This is a genomic window from Pseudomonas sp. ASL4, from assembly GCF_056680395.1.
The window spans coordinates 6,051,832-6,066,245 of record NZ_CM155280.1 but is presented as its reverse complement, the minus strand read 5'-3'; the positions used below and the strand labels follow the sequence as shown (position 1 = coordinate 6,066,245).

Sequence of the window (14,414 nt, the reverse complement as noted above, 5' to 3'; positions counted from 1 at the left end):
GCTCCCACATTTGATCCGGTTTCAGTTCAGCAGCGGTGCCAGGCCCCACCCTTTGTAATTACCGTGACCGAGTCCTGACGATGAACACAGAATTTCGCAAACCGCTGCCCGGCAGTCATCTGGATTACTTCGACGTCCGTGCGGCTGTCGAAGCCATCCAGCCTGGCGCCTACGACACTCTGCCGTACACCTCCCGCGTACTCGCGGAAAACCTGGTGCGCCGCTGCGACCCGGCCACGCTCACCGATTCCCTGAAGCAGTTCATCGAACGCAAGCGTGACCTCGATTTTCCGTGGTTCCCGGCGCGCGTGGTCTGCCATGACATTCTCGGCCAGACCGCGCTGGTGGACCTCGCCGGCCTGCGCGACGCCATCGCCCTGCAAGGTGGCGACCCGGCGCAAGTGAACCCGGTAGTGCCGACCCAATTGATCGTCGACCACTCCCTGGCCGTCGAGCGTGGTGGCTTTGATCCAGAGGCGTTCGAGAAGAACCGCGCCATCGAAGACCGTCGCAACGAAGACCGTTTTCACTTCATCAACTGGACCAAAAAAGCCTTCAAGAACGTCGACGTGATTCCGCCGGGCAACGGGATCATGCACCAGATCAACCTGGAGAAAATGTCTCCGGTGATTCAGGTGCGCGACGGCGTTGCGTTCCCCGACACCTGCGTCGGCACCGACAGCCACACTCCGCACGTCGATGCCTTGGGCGTGATCGCCATCGGCGTTGGTGGCCTGGAAGCCGAGAGCGTGATGCTCGGCCGCGCCTCGTGGATGCGTCTGCCGGAAAGCGTCGGCGTTGAACTGACCGGCAAGCTGCAACCGGGCATCACCGCCACCGACATGGTGCTGGCGTTGACCGAGTTCCTGCGCAAACAGAAAGTCGTCGGCGCATGGCTGGAATTCTTCGGTGAAGGCGCCTCCGCGCTGACCCTCGGCGACCGCGCAACCATTTCCAACATGGCCCCGGAATACGGCGCCACCGCGGCGATGTTCTACATCGACCAGCAAACCATCGACTACCTGAAACTCACCGGCCGTGAAGACGAACAGGTGCAACTGGTCGAGAACTACGCCAAAACCACCGGCCTCTGGGCTGACAGCTTGAAGCATGCACAATACGAGCGCGGGTTGACGTTCAACCTGTCCTCTGTAGTGCGTAACATGGCCGGCCCGAGCAACCCGCACGCTCGCGTCGCGACCTCGGATCTCGCCGCCCAAGGCATCTCCGGCCAGTGGGATGAAGTGCCGGGCCAGATGCCGGACGGTGCGGTGATCATCGCCGCCATCACCAGTTGCACCAACACCAGCAACCCGCGCAACGTCATCGCTGCCGGCCTGCTGGCGCGCAACGCCAACCAGCTCGGGCTGACCCGCAAGCCGTGGGTCAAATCGTCCCTGGCGCCGGGCTCGAAAACCGTCGCGCTGTACCTCGACGAAGCCGGCCTGACCAGCGAACTGGAGCAACTCGGTTTCGGCATCGTTGCCTTCGCCTGCACCACCTGCAACGGCATGTCCGGCGCACTCGATCCGGTGATCCAGCAAGAGATCATCGACCGCGATCTGTACGCCACGGCTGTGCTGTCCGGCAACCGTAACTTCGACGGGCGGATTCACCCGTACGCCAAGCAAGCATTCCTCGCGTCGCCGCCGCTGGTGGTCGCATACGCCATCGCCGGGACCATCCGTTTCGACATCGAAAAAGATGTGCTGGGCGTGGTCGACGGCAAGGAAATCCGCCTGAAAGACATCTGGCCAAGCGACGAAGAAATCGACGCAGTGGTGAAAGCCTCGGTGAAGCCGGAGCAGTTCCGCCAGGTCTACATCCCGATGTTCGCCATCCACGAAGACACCGGCCCGAAAGTCACGCCGCTGTACGACTGGCGGGAGATGAGCACCTACATCCGCCGTCCGCCGTACTGGGAAGGCGCGCTAGCCGGCGCGCGTCCGCTCAAGGGCATGCGCCCGCTGGCGGTGCTGCCGGACAACATCACCACCGATCACCTGTCGCCGTCGAACGCGATCATGCTCGACAGCGCCGCCGGCGAATACCTGGCGAAAATGGGCTTGCCGGAAGAGGACTTCAACTCGTACGCGACCCACCGTGGCGACCACTTGACCGCGCAACGCGCAACCTTCGCCAACCCGAAACTGTTCAACGAAATGGTCCAGGAAAACGGCAAGGTCAAGCAGGGTTCGCTGGCCCGCGTCGAGCCGGAAGGCCAAGTGATGCGGATGTGGGAAGCCATCGAAACCTACATGGAGCGCAAGCAGCCGCTGATCATCATCGCCGGCGCCGACTACGGTCAGGGTTCGTCCCGGGACTGGGCGGCCAAAGGCGTGCGTCTGGCCGGTGTGGAGGCGATTGCCGCGGAAGGTTTCGAGCGCATTCACCGCACCAACCTGGTGGGCATGGGCGTGTTGCCGCTGGAATTCCTGCCGGGCACTGATCGCCACACATTGGCCATCGACGGCAGCGAAACCTACGACGTGATCGGTGATCGCACTCCACGTGCGCAACTGACGCTGGTGATCAACCGCCTCAACGGTGAACGCGTCGAAGTGCCAGTGACCTGTCGCCTCGACACCGCCGAAGAAGTGTCAATCTACGAGGCTGGTGGCGTGTTGCAGCGTTTCGCTCAGGACTTCCTTGAATCGGCAGTAGCCGTTTAAAACGCAGAGCCACAGGGGACTCAAATCCCCTGTTGGCCAATAGAGGAATGACATGTCTCACGCACCTCAAATCAAAATCCCTGCCACCTACATGCGTGGCGGCACCAGCAAAGGCGTGTTCTTCAGCCTGCAAGACCTGCCCGAAGCGGCACAGATTCCCGGCCCGGCCCGCGATGCCTTGTTGCTGCGAGTGATCGGCAGCCCCGACCCGTACGACAAGCAAATCGACGGCATGGGTGGCGCGACGTCCAGCACCAGCAAAACCGTGATCCTGTCGAAAAGCATCAAGGCTGATCACGACGTCGATTATCTGTTTGGTCAGGTGTCCATCGACAAGCCTTTTGTGGACTGGAGCGGCAACTGCGGCAACTTGTCGGCGGCGGTCGGTTCGTTCGCGATCAGCAATGGTTTGGTAGATGCCAGCCGCATTCCGCAAAACGGTGTGGCGGTGGTTCGTGTGTGGCAGGCCAACATCGGCAAGACCATCATCGCCCACGTGCCGATCACCAACGGTGAAGTGCAGGAAACCGGTGATTTCGAACTCGACGGCGTGACCTTTCCGGCGGCCGAAGTGCAGGTCGAATTCATGGACCCGGCCGCAGAAGAAGAGGGCGGCGGTGGTTCGATGTTCCCCACGGGCAACCTGGTTGATGACCTGGAAGTGCCCGGCGTCGGGACCTTCAAGGCGACCATGATCAATGCCGGCATTCCGACGATTTTCGTCAATGCCGAAGACATCGGCTACACCGGTACCGAGTTGCAAGGCGCGATCAACAGCGACCCGAAAGCCCTGGCGATGTTCGAGACCATCCGCGCTTACGGCGCGCTGCGCATGGGCCTGATCAAGGACCTGGACGAAGCGGCCAAGCGGCAGCACACGCCGAAAGTTGCGTTCGTGGCCAAACCGGCGGCTTACGTGGCATCCAGCGGCAAGGCGATTGCGGCGGGTGATGTCGACCTGCTGGTGCGCGCGTTGTCCATGGGCAAGTTGCACCACGCGATGATGGGCACGGCGGCGGTGGCGATTGGTACGGCGGCGGCGATTTCCGGGACGTTGGTGAACCTGGCGGCGGGCGGGATCGACCGCAATGCGGTGCGCTTTGGGCATCCGTCCGGCACGTTGCGCGTCGGCGCGGAGGCCAGTCAGGTGAACGGCGAATGGACCGTAAACAAAGCCATCATGAGCCGCAGTGCGCGGGTGTTGATGGAAGGCTTTGTGCGCGTGCCGGGCGACTCGTTCTGATCCAACACATGAACCCATGTGGGAGCGGGCTTGCTCGCGAATACGGACTGACATTCAACATTGATGTCGACTGATATACCGCTTTCGCGAGCAAGCCCGCTCCCACATTTTTGATTGCATTACCAAAAAAAGAACGCTGTAACTAACCTGAGATTACCCCTGAACCGAGGTCCCATTAACGAACCACTTCAAGAGTGAATCGAACATGAGCGCCAACGTCGACCTGAACAACCGTCCCGACTACGACACCGTCCTGCAGGACATCGCTGACTACGTCCTCACCTTCAAAATCCAATCCCAAGAAGCTTTGGACACCGCCCGCAACTGCCTGATGGACACCCTCGGCTGCGGCCTGCTGGCCCTGCGCTTTCCCGAATGCACCAAACACCTGGGCCCGATCGTCGAAGGCACCGTCGTCCCGTTCGGTGCCCGCGTGCCCGGTACCAGCTACCGCCTCGACCCAGTGAAAGCCGCGTGGGACATCGGTTGCATCGTCCGCTGGCTCGATTACAACGACACCTGGCTCGCCGCCGAGTGGGGCCATCCGTCCGATAACCTCGGCGGAATTCTCGCGATAGCCGATCACCTTTCGCAAAAACGCTTGGCCAACGGCGAAGCACCGCTGACGATTCGCGCGGTGCTCGAAGCGATGATCATGGCCCACGAGATTCAGGGTGTGATTGCCCTGGAAAACTCCTTCAACCGCGTAGGCCTTGATCACGTGCTGCTGGTGAAAGTCGCCTCAACCGCCGTCACCGCCAAACTGATGGGCGCCAACCGCGAGCAACTGTTGTCCGCGCTGTCCCACGCCTTTGCCGACGGCCAGGCGCTGCGCACTTATCGCCATGCGCCGAACGCCGGGTCGCGAAAATCCTGGGCCGCAGGCGATGCCTCCAGCCGAGGCGTGCGGCTGGCGGATATTGCGATGCGCGGCGAGATGGGCATTCCCGGCGTACTGACGGCCAAACAGTGGGGCTTCTACGACGTGTTGTTCAGTCACACCAACAACGATTTGGCGCTGAAACCGGAAGACAAACGCACGTTCAGCTTCTCCCGCCAGTACGGCAGCTATGTGATGGAAAACGTGCTGTTCAAAATCAGCTTCCCCGCCGAGTTCCACGCGCAAACCGCTTGCGAGGCTGCCGTCACCTTGCATCCGCAAGTCCGGAATCGCCTGCACGACATCGACAAAATCGTCATCACCACCCACGAATCGGCGATCCGAATCATCTCCAAAGTCGGCCCGCTGGCGAATGCCGCTGACCGCGACCATTGCATTCAGTACATGACCGCCGTGCCGCTGGCCTTCGGCAATCTGGTGGCCGAGCAGTACGAAGATGAGTTCCATGCCGCGCACCCGATCATCGACGTGCTACGCGAGAAAATGGTCATCGTCGAAGACCCGCGCTTCACTCGCGAATACCTGGAAGCCGACAAACGCTCCATCGCCAACGCGATCCAGGTGTTTTTCAAGGACGGCTCCAGCACTGAGAACGTGGTGGTCGAGTACCCGATCGGCCATCGCCGCCGCCGTACCGATGGGATTCCGCTGCTGGAAGACAAGTTCAAGACCAACCTGGCGACACGCTTCACCGGTCAGCGCAGTGCCGAGATTTTTGCGTTGTGCAAGGATCAGGCAGCGCTGGAGGCAACGCCGGTGAACCGGTTTGTCGATCTATTCGTGATCTGATCGGCTGCACGCAATCCCTGTAGGAGCCAGGCTTGCCGGCGAAGTCGGATTCAAGGACGCGTTCGCCGGCAAGCCTGGCTCCTATGAGGGCTGGGGCGTATTCAGGATTTTAGCCATTTCTCGACGGGCAATTTGGTGATCGCAAACCCCGTCAGCAGCACCGCCGAATACATCATCAGCTCCCGCGAAATACTTTGCCCCTCGTACCACGCGCCAATCACCACCGCGAACACCGGAAAAATAATGAACACGAACGACAGAATGATCGGGCTCAGGCGTTTGAGCAGCAAAAAATAAACGATAAACCCGCCCACCGACGCCACCAGCCCCAGATAGAGCAGGGCGCCCCACGAGCGCGTTGTAATGTCGCCAAACACCGGCGCTTCAAAGCGCAATCCCGCGACAAACAACATCAACCCGGCCAGGCCGATGGGCAGCGTGTTGTAGGTAATCACGCTGATCGCGCTGCCTTGCTTCTTGGTAATCACGTAACACAGCGCATGCATCACCGCCGCAGCGAGAATCGCCAGTACGCCGAAGAACTCGGCGTGGTCCAGGTGCAGCCCTTGGCTGCGGATAATCATGAACAGGCTGCCGAAACCGATAGCGATGCCGACGACTTGCGAGGGGTAGATTTTCTCCCGCAGAAACATCGCGGAAAAAATCAGGATAAACACCGGCATGCAGCTGAACAGCAGGGCAGTCAGGCCGGATGACACGTGCATCTCGCCGTAGTTGAGCAAGTAATACGGCAGGCTGAAATACGACAGCGTCACGAACACGAAAAACCAGCGACTTTGCCTTGGAAACAGCAACGGTTCGCGCCGCAGCAGGGCGAAGCTCAAAAACAACGGAAACGCGATCAGAAAGCGCAGGCCGGCGGCGGTCAGTGGCGGCACGCTTTCGACGGCAATTTTGATCCCCAGCCATGTCGTACCCCAGCTCAGGCAAACGATCAGAAACAACGTGCTGGTGACCAACCCGGCCAACCACGGTTTTCGAAGACTGGAAGAGGCGCTGAGGGCGACGGACATGATCGAGTTCCTTTCGTTGTTGGAATTGACCTGGATGCTGAATAGGTCTATCCCTGATTGAACCTGTTTTCAGCACGCTATTCGGGATGGAAATGACTGTCAAAGTAAGTATTGCCACGGTGTCAATCCTGCGCGAGGGCCTGGCTCAAGGACGTGGCGTCAAGTACAAGCGTTTGGCCGAGGCTCTGGAAAAAAGCATCGGCGAAGGCTTGATCGAGCCGGGCAGCAAGTTGCCGCCCCATCGACTGCTGGCCGACAGTTTGGGCGTGACCATCGGCACCATCAGCCGCGCCTATGGCGAACTGGAGCGGGTCGGGTTGGTGGTGGCCCGTGTAGGAGACGGTACTTATGTGCGTCAGCGCGGGATGGAACGCTCGCGCGATGGTGGCTTTCGCAACGTCAGTGATGAGCCGCAAGCGCTGTTCGACATGAGTCGGAACCAGCCAATTCCGGGGCAGGAGGCGATCTTGCTGAGTCAGGGCCTGCAAGCCTTGGCCAGCGACCCGCAGACCTTGCAACACATTGCCGGCTACACCGCCGATGCCGGGTTACTGCGCCACCGTGCAGCGGGTGCCGAGTGGTTGCGGCACAAGGCTTTTACGCCGAGTGCTGATCAGATTGTTTGCGTCAATGGCGGCCAGCACGGCTTGTTGTGCGTGCTGATGGGGTTGCTCAAGGCCGGCGATACCTTGGTGACCGAGCATTTGACCTACCCAGGGTTGATCAGCGTCGCACGCATGCTCGGGATAAAACTGATCGGTGTCGGGATGGATGACGAAGGACTGCTGCCCGAGGCGCTGTCGGATGTTTGCCAGAATCATCGAGTGTCAGCGTTGTACTGCACACCGACGATCCAGAATCCTACGGCGGCAGTGATGTCAGTCCCACGGCGCGAGGCGATTGCCGAGATCTGTCGTCAGCACAATTTGCTGATCATCGAGGACGAGGCCCACGCCGTGCTGGCGCAGCAGCGGCCATTGCCCTTGAGTCACTTTGCCCCGGAGCGTTCGGTGTTGATCGGCAGTTTGAGCAAAGCCGTTTCGGCCGGTTTGAGGGTTGGTTACCTGCACGCGCCGCAACCGTTGATCGGACGTTTGAGCGCCGCAGTGCGCGGGACGTGCTGGATGGCCAGTCCGTTGTCGATGGCATTGGCGAGTGAATGGGTCGAAAACGGCATCGCCGGGCAGTTGCTGGGGCAGCAGATAGCCGAAATCAGCCGCCGCAAGCAGTTGGTCAGCGCCGTGTTAGAAGATGTCGGATACAAGACCCATCCCAATAGCCCACACTTCTGGATCGAAGTGCCCGAGCCGTGGCGGGCGTCGCAGATTGCGGCGGAGCTCAGGGAGAACAATTATTTGGTGGCGACTGCCGAGGCCTTTGCGGTCGGGCATGGGGCGGTGCCGCAGTTTATTCGGGCGAGTGTGTGTAATTCGGCGGGGGATGATGGGTTGTTGCTGGGTGGGTTTGAGGCGTTGGTGGGGGCACTCATGGAAACCGTGTAATCGTTCTTCGCGAGCAAGCCCACTCCCATATTTGATCGTTTTCGTACACAAATATTGTGTTCGCTGAAGATCCAATGTGGGAGCGGGCTTGCTCGCGAAGGCGGTTTTAAAGTCGCCGACAACCTACTTGAACCGCCGCTCCACACCTTTCTCCACCAGAATTTTGGCCGAGATTTCTTCCACCGAAAAATGCGTGGAATTGATGTGCGCAATGTTCTCGCGGCGGAACAGATTCTCCACCTCGCGTACTTCAAACTCGCACTGGGCATAGCTCGAATAGCGGCTGTTGGGTTTGCGCTCGTTGCGGATCGCGGTGAGGCGGTCCGGGTCGATGGTCAGGCCGAACAGCTTGTGCTGGTGGGCGCGCAGGGCGCTCGGCAGGGTCAGGCGCTCCATGTCGTCTTCGGTCAGCGGGTAGTTGGCCGCGCGGATCCCGAATTGCATGGCCATGTACAGACACGTCGGCGTCTTACCACAACGCGACACACCCACTAGGATCAAGTCGGCCTTGTCGTAATAATGCGTGCGCGCACCGTCATCGTTGTCGAGGGCGAAGTTCACCGCCTCGATTCGCTCCATATAATTGGAGTTACCACCGATGGAGTGGGACTTGCCGACTGTGTAGGAAGAATGCTCGGTCAATTCCTGTTCAAGCGGTGCCAGGAACGTCGAGAAAATGTCGATCATGAAACCATTGGAGGTCGCGAGGATCTCACGGATGTCCTGATTGACGATGGTGTCGAAGATGATCGGCCGAAAGCCGTCGGTTTCGGCGGCCTTGTTGATTTGTTGTACCATGGCCCGCGCTTTATCGACGTTGTCGATGTACGGACGTGTGAATTTGCTGAAGGTAATGTTTTCGAACTGCGCCAACAGGCTTTGACCGAGGGTCTCGGCGGTAATACCCGTGCCATCGGAGATGAAGAAAGCAGATCGTTTCATTTGCACCTTGGGCCTTAAGCTAGTGAAGATTTCTGGATATGATAGGCGCGATTTGCCGGCCGCCAGTGGCCCGCATTCTCACTTATTTTCCAGGTCCAGGCCATACAGTCGGCAAACGCTCCCCCGAGCCGCCGGCTTCTGAGCTTTTCCAACACAGTTAGTGGAGAGATCACCTTGGTAGAGTACGTAGTTTCCCTCGATAAGCTCGGCGTCCATGATGTAGAGCATGTGGGGGGCAAGAACGCATCCCTGGGCGAGATGATCAGTAACCTTGCAGGTGCCGGTGTATCGGTGCCCGGTGGCTTCGCCACGACAGCTCAGGCTTATCGTGATTTTCTGGAACTGAGCGGCCTGAACGATCAGATCCATGCCGCCCTCGACGCGTTGGACGTCGATGATGTCAACGCCCTGGCCAAGACCGGTGCCCAGATCCGCAAGTGGATCATGGAAGCCGAGTTCCCCGAGAAGCTCAACGCCGAGATCCGCACTGCGTTCGCCACGCTGTCGGCCGGCAACCCTGACATGGCCGTGGCCGTGCGCTCTTCCGCTACCGCCGAAGACTTGCCGGACGCTTCCTTCGCCGGTCAGCAAGAAACCTTCCTGAACATCCGTGGCGTCGAAAACGTCATTCGCGCCGCCAAAGAGGTGTTTGCCTCCCTCTTCAACGACCGCGCCATTTCCTACCGTGTTCACCAGGGCTTCGACCACAAGCTGGTCGCCCTGTCGGCCGGCGTGCAGCGCATGGTCCGCTCCGAAACCGGCACGGCCGGCGTGATGTTCACCCTCGATACCGAATCGGGCTTCCGTGACGTGGTGTTCATCACCGGCGCCTACGGCCTGGGTGAAACCGTCGTACAAGGCGCGGTGAACCCGGACGAATTCTACGTCCACAAACAAACGCTTGAAGCCGGTCGCCCGGCCATCCTGCGCCGTAACCTGGGCAGCAAAGCCATCAAGATGATCTACGGCGAAGTGGCCACGGCCGGCAAGTCGGTCAAGACCATCGACGTGGACAAGGCTGATCGTGCGCGTTTCTGCCTCAGCGACGCCGAAGTCAACGAGCTGGCCAAGCAAGCGATGATCATCGAAAAGCACTACAAGTGCCCGATGGACATCGAATGGGCCAAAGACGGCGACGACGGCAAGCTCTACATCGTTCAGGCCCGTCCTGAAACCGTGAAGAGCCGTACCCAGGCCAACGTCATGGAACGTTACCTGTTGAAAGAAACCGGCACCGTGCTGGTTGAAGGTCGCGCCATCGGCCAGCGCATCGGCGCCGGCAAGGTTCGCATCATCAAGGACGTGTCCGAGATGGACAAAGTCCAGCCCGGCGATGTACTGGTTTCCGACATGACCGACCCGGACTGGGAACCGGTCATGAAGCGCGCCAGCGCCATCGTCACCAACCGTGGCGGCCGTACTTGCCACGCGGCGATCATCGCTCGCGAACTGGGGATCCCGGCCGTAGTCGGTTGCGGCAACGCCACCCAGCTGTTGAAAGACGGCCAGGGCGTGACGGTTTCCTGCGCGGAAGGCGACACCGGTTACATCTTCGAAGGCGAACTGGGCTTCGACATCAAGAAAAACTCCGTTGATGCCATGCCTGATCTGCCGTTCAAGATCATGATGAACGTCGGCAACCCGGACCGTGCATTCGACTTCGCGCAACTGCCGAACGCCGGTGTGGGCCTGGCCCGCCTGGAATTCATCATCAACCGCATGATCGGCGTGCACCCTAAAGCACTGTTGAACTACGACGGTCTGCCCCAGGACATCAAGGACAGCGTCGACAAGCGCATTGCCGGTTACGACGATCCGGTTGGCTTCTATGTCGATAAGCTGGTCGAAGGCATCAGTACCCTGGCCGCTGCGTTCACCCCGAAAAAGGTCATCGTGCGTCTGTCGGACTTCAAGTCCAACGAGTACGCGAACCTGATCGGCGGCAAGCTCTACGAGCCGGAAGAAGAAAACCCGATGCTGGGCTTCCGTGGTGCTTCGCGTTACATCAGCGAAGCGTTCCGTGACTGCTTCGAACTCGAATGCCGCGCGCTCAAACGCGTACGCAACGAGATGGGCCTGACCAACGTTGAAATCATGGTGCCGTTCGTCCGTACTCTGGGCGAAGCGAGCCAGGTTATCGATCTGCTGGCCGAAAATGGCCTGGCCCGCGGCGAGAACGGTCTGCGCATCATCATGATGTGCGAACTGCCGTCCAACGCGATCCTGGCTGAAGAGTTCCTCGAATTCTTCGACGGCTTCTCCATCGGCTCCAACGACCTGACCCAGCTAACATTGGGGCTGGACCGTGACTCCGGGATCATCGCTCACTTGTTCGACGAGCGTAATCCGGCCGTCAAGAAGCTGCTGGCCAACGCGATTCAGGCCTGTAACAAGGCTGGCAAGTACATCGGCATCTGCGGTCAGGGTCCTTCGGACCACCCGGACCTCGCCAAATGGCTGATGGAGCAGGGCATCGAAAGCGTTTCGCTGAACCCCGATTCCGTACTGGAAACCTGGTTCTTCCTGGCTGAAGGTCAAGCGCAGGCTTGATCGGTGAGTGAAGAGGCCGGTCACTGACCGGCCTCTTTTGATTCAAGTAGGGCGAGCTCCTCCGGATGCCGCCCTTTTTTGTGCAAGAGCATTATGCAAAGCAGCAGCAACCTATTTCCTGTCGCCCTGATCAGCGCCGAGCGGCGCGGCGATCTGAGCGAAGACGTGTATCGATTGAAACCCGCCAATAGCCCTGACGGTACTGTCGAGCTGGCGGTAACGCGCCTCGGCATGGCGGATGGCACGGATGCGCGCGGCGTACCGGTCATTTTGCTTCATGGCAGCTTTTCCAATCGCCGGTTCTGGTATTCGCCCAAAGGCTTGGGTTTGGGGGCGTATCTGGCGCGGCTCGGGTTCGATGTGTGGATCCCGGAGATGCGCGGTCACGGCCTGTCCCAGCGCAACCAGAACTACCGCAAGAACCGCGTCGCCGACTACGCCCGTTACGATCTGCCGGCCATCGGTGCGTTCGTGCGCGAGCAAAGTGGCCAGGTCCCGCACTGGATCGGTCACTCGCTGGGCGGCATTACCCTGGCCGCCGCGTTGGGTGGTCAATACATCGGCGAGCCGGTGGTGGCTTCGGCGGCGTTTTTCGGCACGCAGGTCAGCCGCACCTATTGGCCGCTGAAAATCCCGCCGGTCGAGTGGAGCGGGCGCTTTATTCTCAAGCGTTTTGCCCAGTTGTCCGGTTCACGGCTCAAGCGCGGCCCGGAGGACGAGCCGATTGGCCTGGCCCTGGAAAGCATGCGCTGGTACGGCCTGTTCGGGCGCTTTGGCGATGCCGACAAGGACTGGTGGGCCGGTTTGGCCGAAGTTCAATTGCCGGTACTGGCCGTGAGCGCGGCTGGCGATCATCAGGACCCGGCCTGGGCCTGCCGTAAACTGTTCGATCAGCTCGGCTCCGAGCACAAGCAGTTCATCAATCTGGGGCGCGAGCAGGGCTTTGCTGACAATTTCGGTCATGTTGAAATGCTAGTCAGCAAAGCCGCCCAGGCTGAAACCTGGCCATTGGTGGCTCGCTGGTTGGCCGATCAACAGACGCCATTGCTGGGCGAAAAGCCGGATTTGGCCACGGCGGTCTGAGCCCAATGCTCTAACAAGGGCATTTCGCTCTGGTCGGCTTGCGGCTAAGATATGACGCATTGCGCTTTTTCGGTCACTTTGCGACATCCTCGATTGTCTTCCTCTTTACAGGAGTTTCTCGATGAACCATTACGTTACGCCTGACCTGTGCGACGCCTATCCGGAGCTGGTGCAGGTGCTGGAACCGATGTTCAGCAATTTCGGCGGCCGTGATTCGTTCGGCGGCGAAATCGTGACCATCAAATGTTTCGAAGACAACTCGCGGGTCAAGGAGCAGGTCGAGCTCAAGGGTGATGGCAAGGTGCTGGTGGTCGACGGTGGCGGTTCCCTGCGCCATGCGTTGTTGGGCGACATGCTGGCTGAAAAAGCCGCGAAAAACGGCTGGGAAGGGCTGGTGATCTACGGTTGTATCCGCGACGTCGATATCATCGCGCAGACCGATCTGGGCGTGCAGGCCCTCGCGAGTCACCCGAGGAAGTCCGACAGGCGCGGGCTCGGCGACCTTAACGTTTCAGTGACCTTCGCCGGCGTGACGTTCCATCCAGGTCATTACATTTATGCGGACAACAACGGCGTGATTATCTCGCCAAGCCCGCTGAAGATGCCTGAATAAAGCATCGATGCGAATTTTTGTGGCAAAAACGGGGTGAGGATGTTCGAGGAAGAAAACGCGCAGTGGGGGCTGGTGCATGCCCTGGTGCTGGACGGTAAAGGCGGTGCGCGTTCGATAGCCCGAACTGAGCTCGATGACTTGCAGTTGCAGGCCCATGAAAGCCTGTGGCTGCACTGGGATCGCAGTCATCCGCAAACCCAGACCTGGCTGCGTAAATCCAGCGGTCTGACTGAGTTCAGCTGTGACCTGTTGCTCGAAGAAAACACCCGACCTCGGCTTTTACAGCTTTCCGACAGCGAGCTGCTGCTATTTTTACGCGGGATCAACATGAACCCCGGTGCCGAGCCGGAAGACATGGTCTCGGTGCGCATTTTTGCCGCGGCCCAGCGGGTTATTTCGCTGCGTTTGCGCCCGTTGCGCGCCACCGACGAATTGCTGGTGCAGCTTACGGAAGGCAAGGGACCGAAAACCGCCTCCGAACTCATCCTTTATATGGCTCAGTACCTGACCAATAAGGTCCAGGATCTGATCACTTGCCTCTCGGAAATCGTCGATGAGGAAGAAGAAAAACTGGATGCCGACGAACGGTATACACCCGAACACGGCGCCATTTTGCAGATCCGTCGCAGGGCAGCCGGGCTGAAACGTTTCCTTGCACCTCAGCGGGATATTTTTGGTCAGCTGACGCGTATAAAACTACCCTGGTTCGTCGAAGACGACGGTGATTACTGGAACGAATTGAACAACAGCCTGACCCGATATCTCGAAGAGCTGGAATTGACCCGCGAGCGAGTGGGGCTGGTCCTCGAGACCGAAGACCGGCGTTTGAGCGTGCGCATGAACCGCACGATGTACCGCTTCGGGATCATCACCGGGATCTTTTTGCCGATGAGTTTTCTGACCGGTCTTTTGGGTATCAACGTTGGCGGTATTCCGTTCTCCGGCAACCCGTATGGCTTCTTGATTGCCTGCCTGATGATGGTCTCGGTAGCGGTCGGTCAGTGGTGGTTATTCCGACGTTTGCGCTGGGTGTGATGATGAGCCATGTGACCCCGGCAAATTTGATCGCGTCTTTCACAGACATC

General features: G+C 59.6%; 10 protein-coding genes. 8 read left to right on the top strand and 2 right to left on the bottom strand.

Annotation, left to right across the window (positions count from 1 at the left end; translation table 11 throughout):
• Positions 1–80: 80 nt before the first annotated feature.
• From acnD to prpD, 3 genes are all read left to right on the top strand, one after another.
• Positions 81–2,672 carry a Fe/S-dependent 2-methylisocitrate dehydratase AcnD gene (gene acnD / locus AC1MEW_RS27665; RefSeq protein ID WP_201255924.1) on the top strand — a complete coding sequence of 864 codons (2,592 nt, stop codon included), beginning with the start codon at positions 81–83 and terminating at the stop codon, positions 2,670–2,672.
• A 52-nt stretch (positions 2,673–2,724) separates the two neighbouring features.
• A complete protein-coding gene (prpF, locus tag AC1MEW_RS27660; RefSeq protein ID WP_201255923.1) occupies positions 2,725–3,915 on the top strand; it encodes a 2-methylaconitate cis-trans isomerase PrpF in 1,191 nt (396 codons plus the stop codon).
• A gap of 205 nt (positions 3,916–4,120) precedes the next feature.
• Positions 4,121–5,605, top strand: coding sequence for a 2-methylcitrate dehydratase (prpD, locus tag AC1MEW_RS27655; RefSeq protein ID WP_201202081.1), 1,485 nt, complete (start codon positions 4,121–4,123; stop codon positions 5,603–5,605).
• 101 nt (positions 5,606–5,706) lie between these two features.
• Here the strand turns inward: prpD and AC1MEW_RS27650 are convergent, their stop codons facing one another.
• Positions 5,707–6,594, bottom strand: a complete 888-nt coding sequence (locus AC1MEW_RS27650; RefSeq protein WP_201205188.1) for a DMT family transporter — start codon at positions 6,592–6,594, stop codon at positions 5,707–5,709.
• A gap of 137 nt (positions 6,595–6,731) precedes the next feature.
• Between AC1MEW_RS27650 and AC1MEW_RS27645 the strand changes: the two genes are divergently transcribed.
• Positions 6,732–8,141 carry an aminotransferase-like domain-containing protein gene (locus tag AC1MEW_RS27645; RefSeq protein ID WP_201202084.1) on the top strand — a complete coding sequence of 470 codons (1,410 nt, stop codon included), beginning with the start codon at positions 6,732–6,734 and terminating at the stop codon, positions 8,139–8,141.
• 123 nt (positions 8,142–8,264) lie between these two features.
• On the opposite strand, the gene ppsR is transcribed toward AC1MEW_RS27645, so the two are convergent.
• Positions 8,265–9,083, bottom strand: coding sequence for a posphoenolpyruvate synthetase regulatory kinase/phosphorylase PpsR (gene ppsR, locus AC1MEW_RS27640; protein WP_201202085.1), 819 nt, complete (start codon positions 9,081–9,083; stop codon positions 8,265–8,267).
• Positions 9,084–9,257: 174 nt separating this feature from the next.
• Here ppsR and ppsA point away from each other — a divergent pair, with 174 nt between their 5' ends.
• The 4 genes from ppsA (at position 9,258) to AC1MEW_RS27620 (ending at position 14,364) form a co-directional block, all read left to right on the top strand.
• Positions 9,258–11,633, top strand: coding sequence for a phosphoenolpyruvate synthase (gene ppsA / locus AC1MEW_RS27635; protein WP_201255922.1), 2,376 nt, complete (start codon positions 9,258–9,260; stop codon positions 11,631–11,633).
• 93 nt (positions 11,634–11,726) lie between these two features.
• Positions 11,727–12,716, top strand: coding sequence for an alpha/beta fold hydrolase (locus AC1MEW_RS27630; RefSeq protein ID WP_201202088.1), 990 nt, complete (start codon positions 11,727–11,729; stop codon positions 12,714–12,716).
• Between the two features lie 121 nt (positions 12,717–12,837).
• Positions 12,838–13,329, top strand: coding sequence for a ribonuclease E activity regulator RraA (gene rraA, locus AC1MEW_RS27625; RefSeq protein ID WP_322267849.1), 492 nt, complete (start codon positions 12,838–12,840; stop codon positions 13,327–13,329).
• 39 nt (positions 13,330–13,368) lie between these two features.
• Positions 13,369–14,364, top strand: a complete 996-nt coding sequence (locus AC1MEW_RS27620) for a zinc transporter ZntB (RefSeq protein ID WP_201202092.1) — start codon at positions 13,369–13,371, stop codon at positions 14,362–14,364.
• The last annotated feature ends 50 nt before the right edge of the window (positions 14,365–14,414 follow it).

Coding starts and splice junctions, on each gene's coding strand:
- acnD (WP_201255924.1), top strand. CDS start 81: ATGAACACAGAATTTCGCAAACCGCTGCCCGGCAGTCATCTGGATTAC.
- prpF (WP_201255923.1), top strand. CDS start 2,725: ATGTCTCACGCACCTCAAATCAAAATCCCTGCCACCTACATGCGTGGC.
- prpD (WP_201202081.1), top strand. CDS start 4,121: ATGAGCGCCAACGTCGACCTGAACAACCGTCCCGACTACGACACCGTC.
- AC1MEW_RS27645 (WP_201202084.1), top strand. CDS start 6,732: ATGACTGTCAAAGTAAGTATTGCCACGGTGTCAATCCTGCGCGAGGGC.
- ppsR (WP_201202085.1), bottom strand. CDS start 9,083: ATGAAACGATCTGCTTTCTTCATCTCCGATGGCACGGGTATTACCGCC.
- AC1MEW_RS27630 (WP_201202088.1), top strand. CDS start 11,727: ATGCAAAGCAGCAGCAACCTATTTCCTGTCGCCCTGATCAGCGCCGAG.
- rraA (WP_322267849.1), top strand. CDS start 12,838: ATGAACCATTACGTTACGCCTGACCTGTGCGACGCCTATCCGGAGCTG.
- AC1MEW_RS27620 (WP_201202092.1), top strand. CDS start 13,369: ATGTTCGAGGAAGAAAACGCGCAGTGGGGGCTGGTGCATGCCCTGGTG.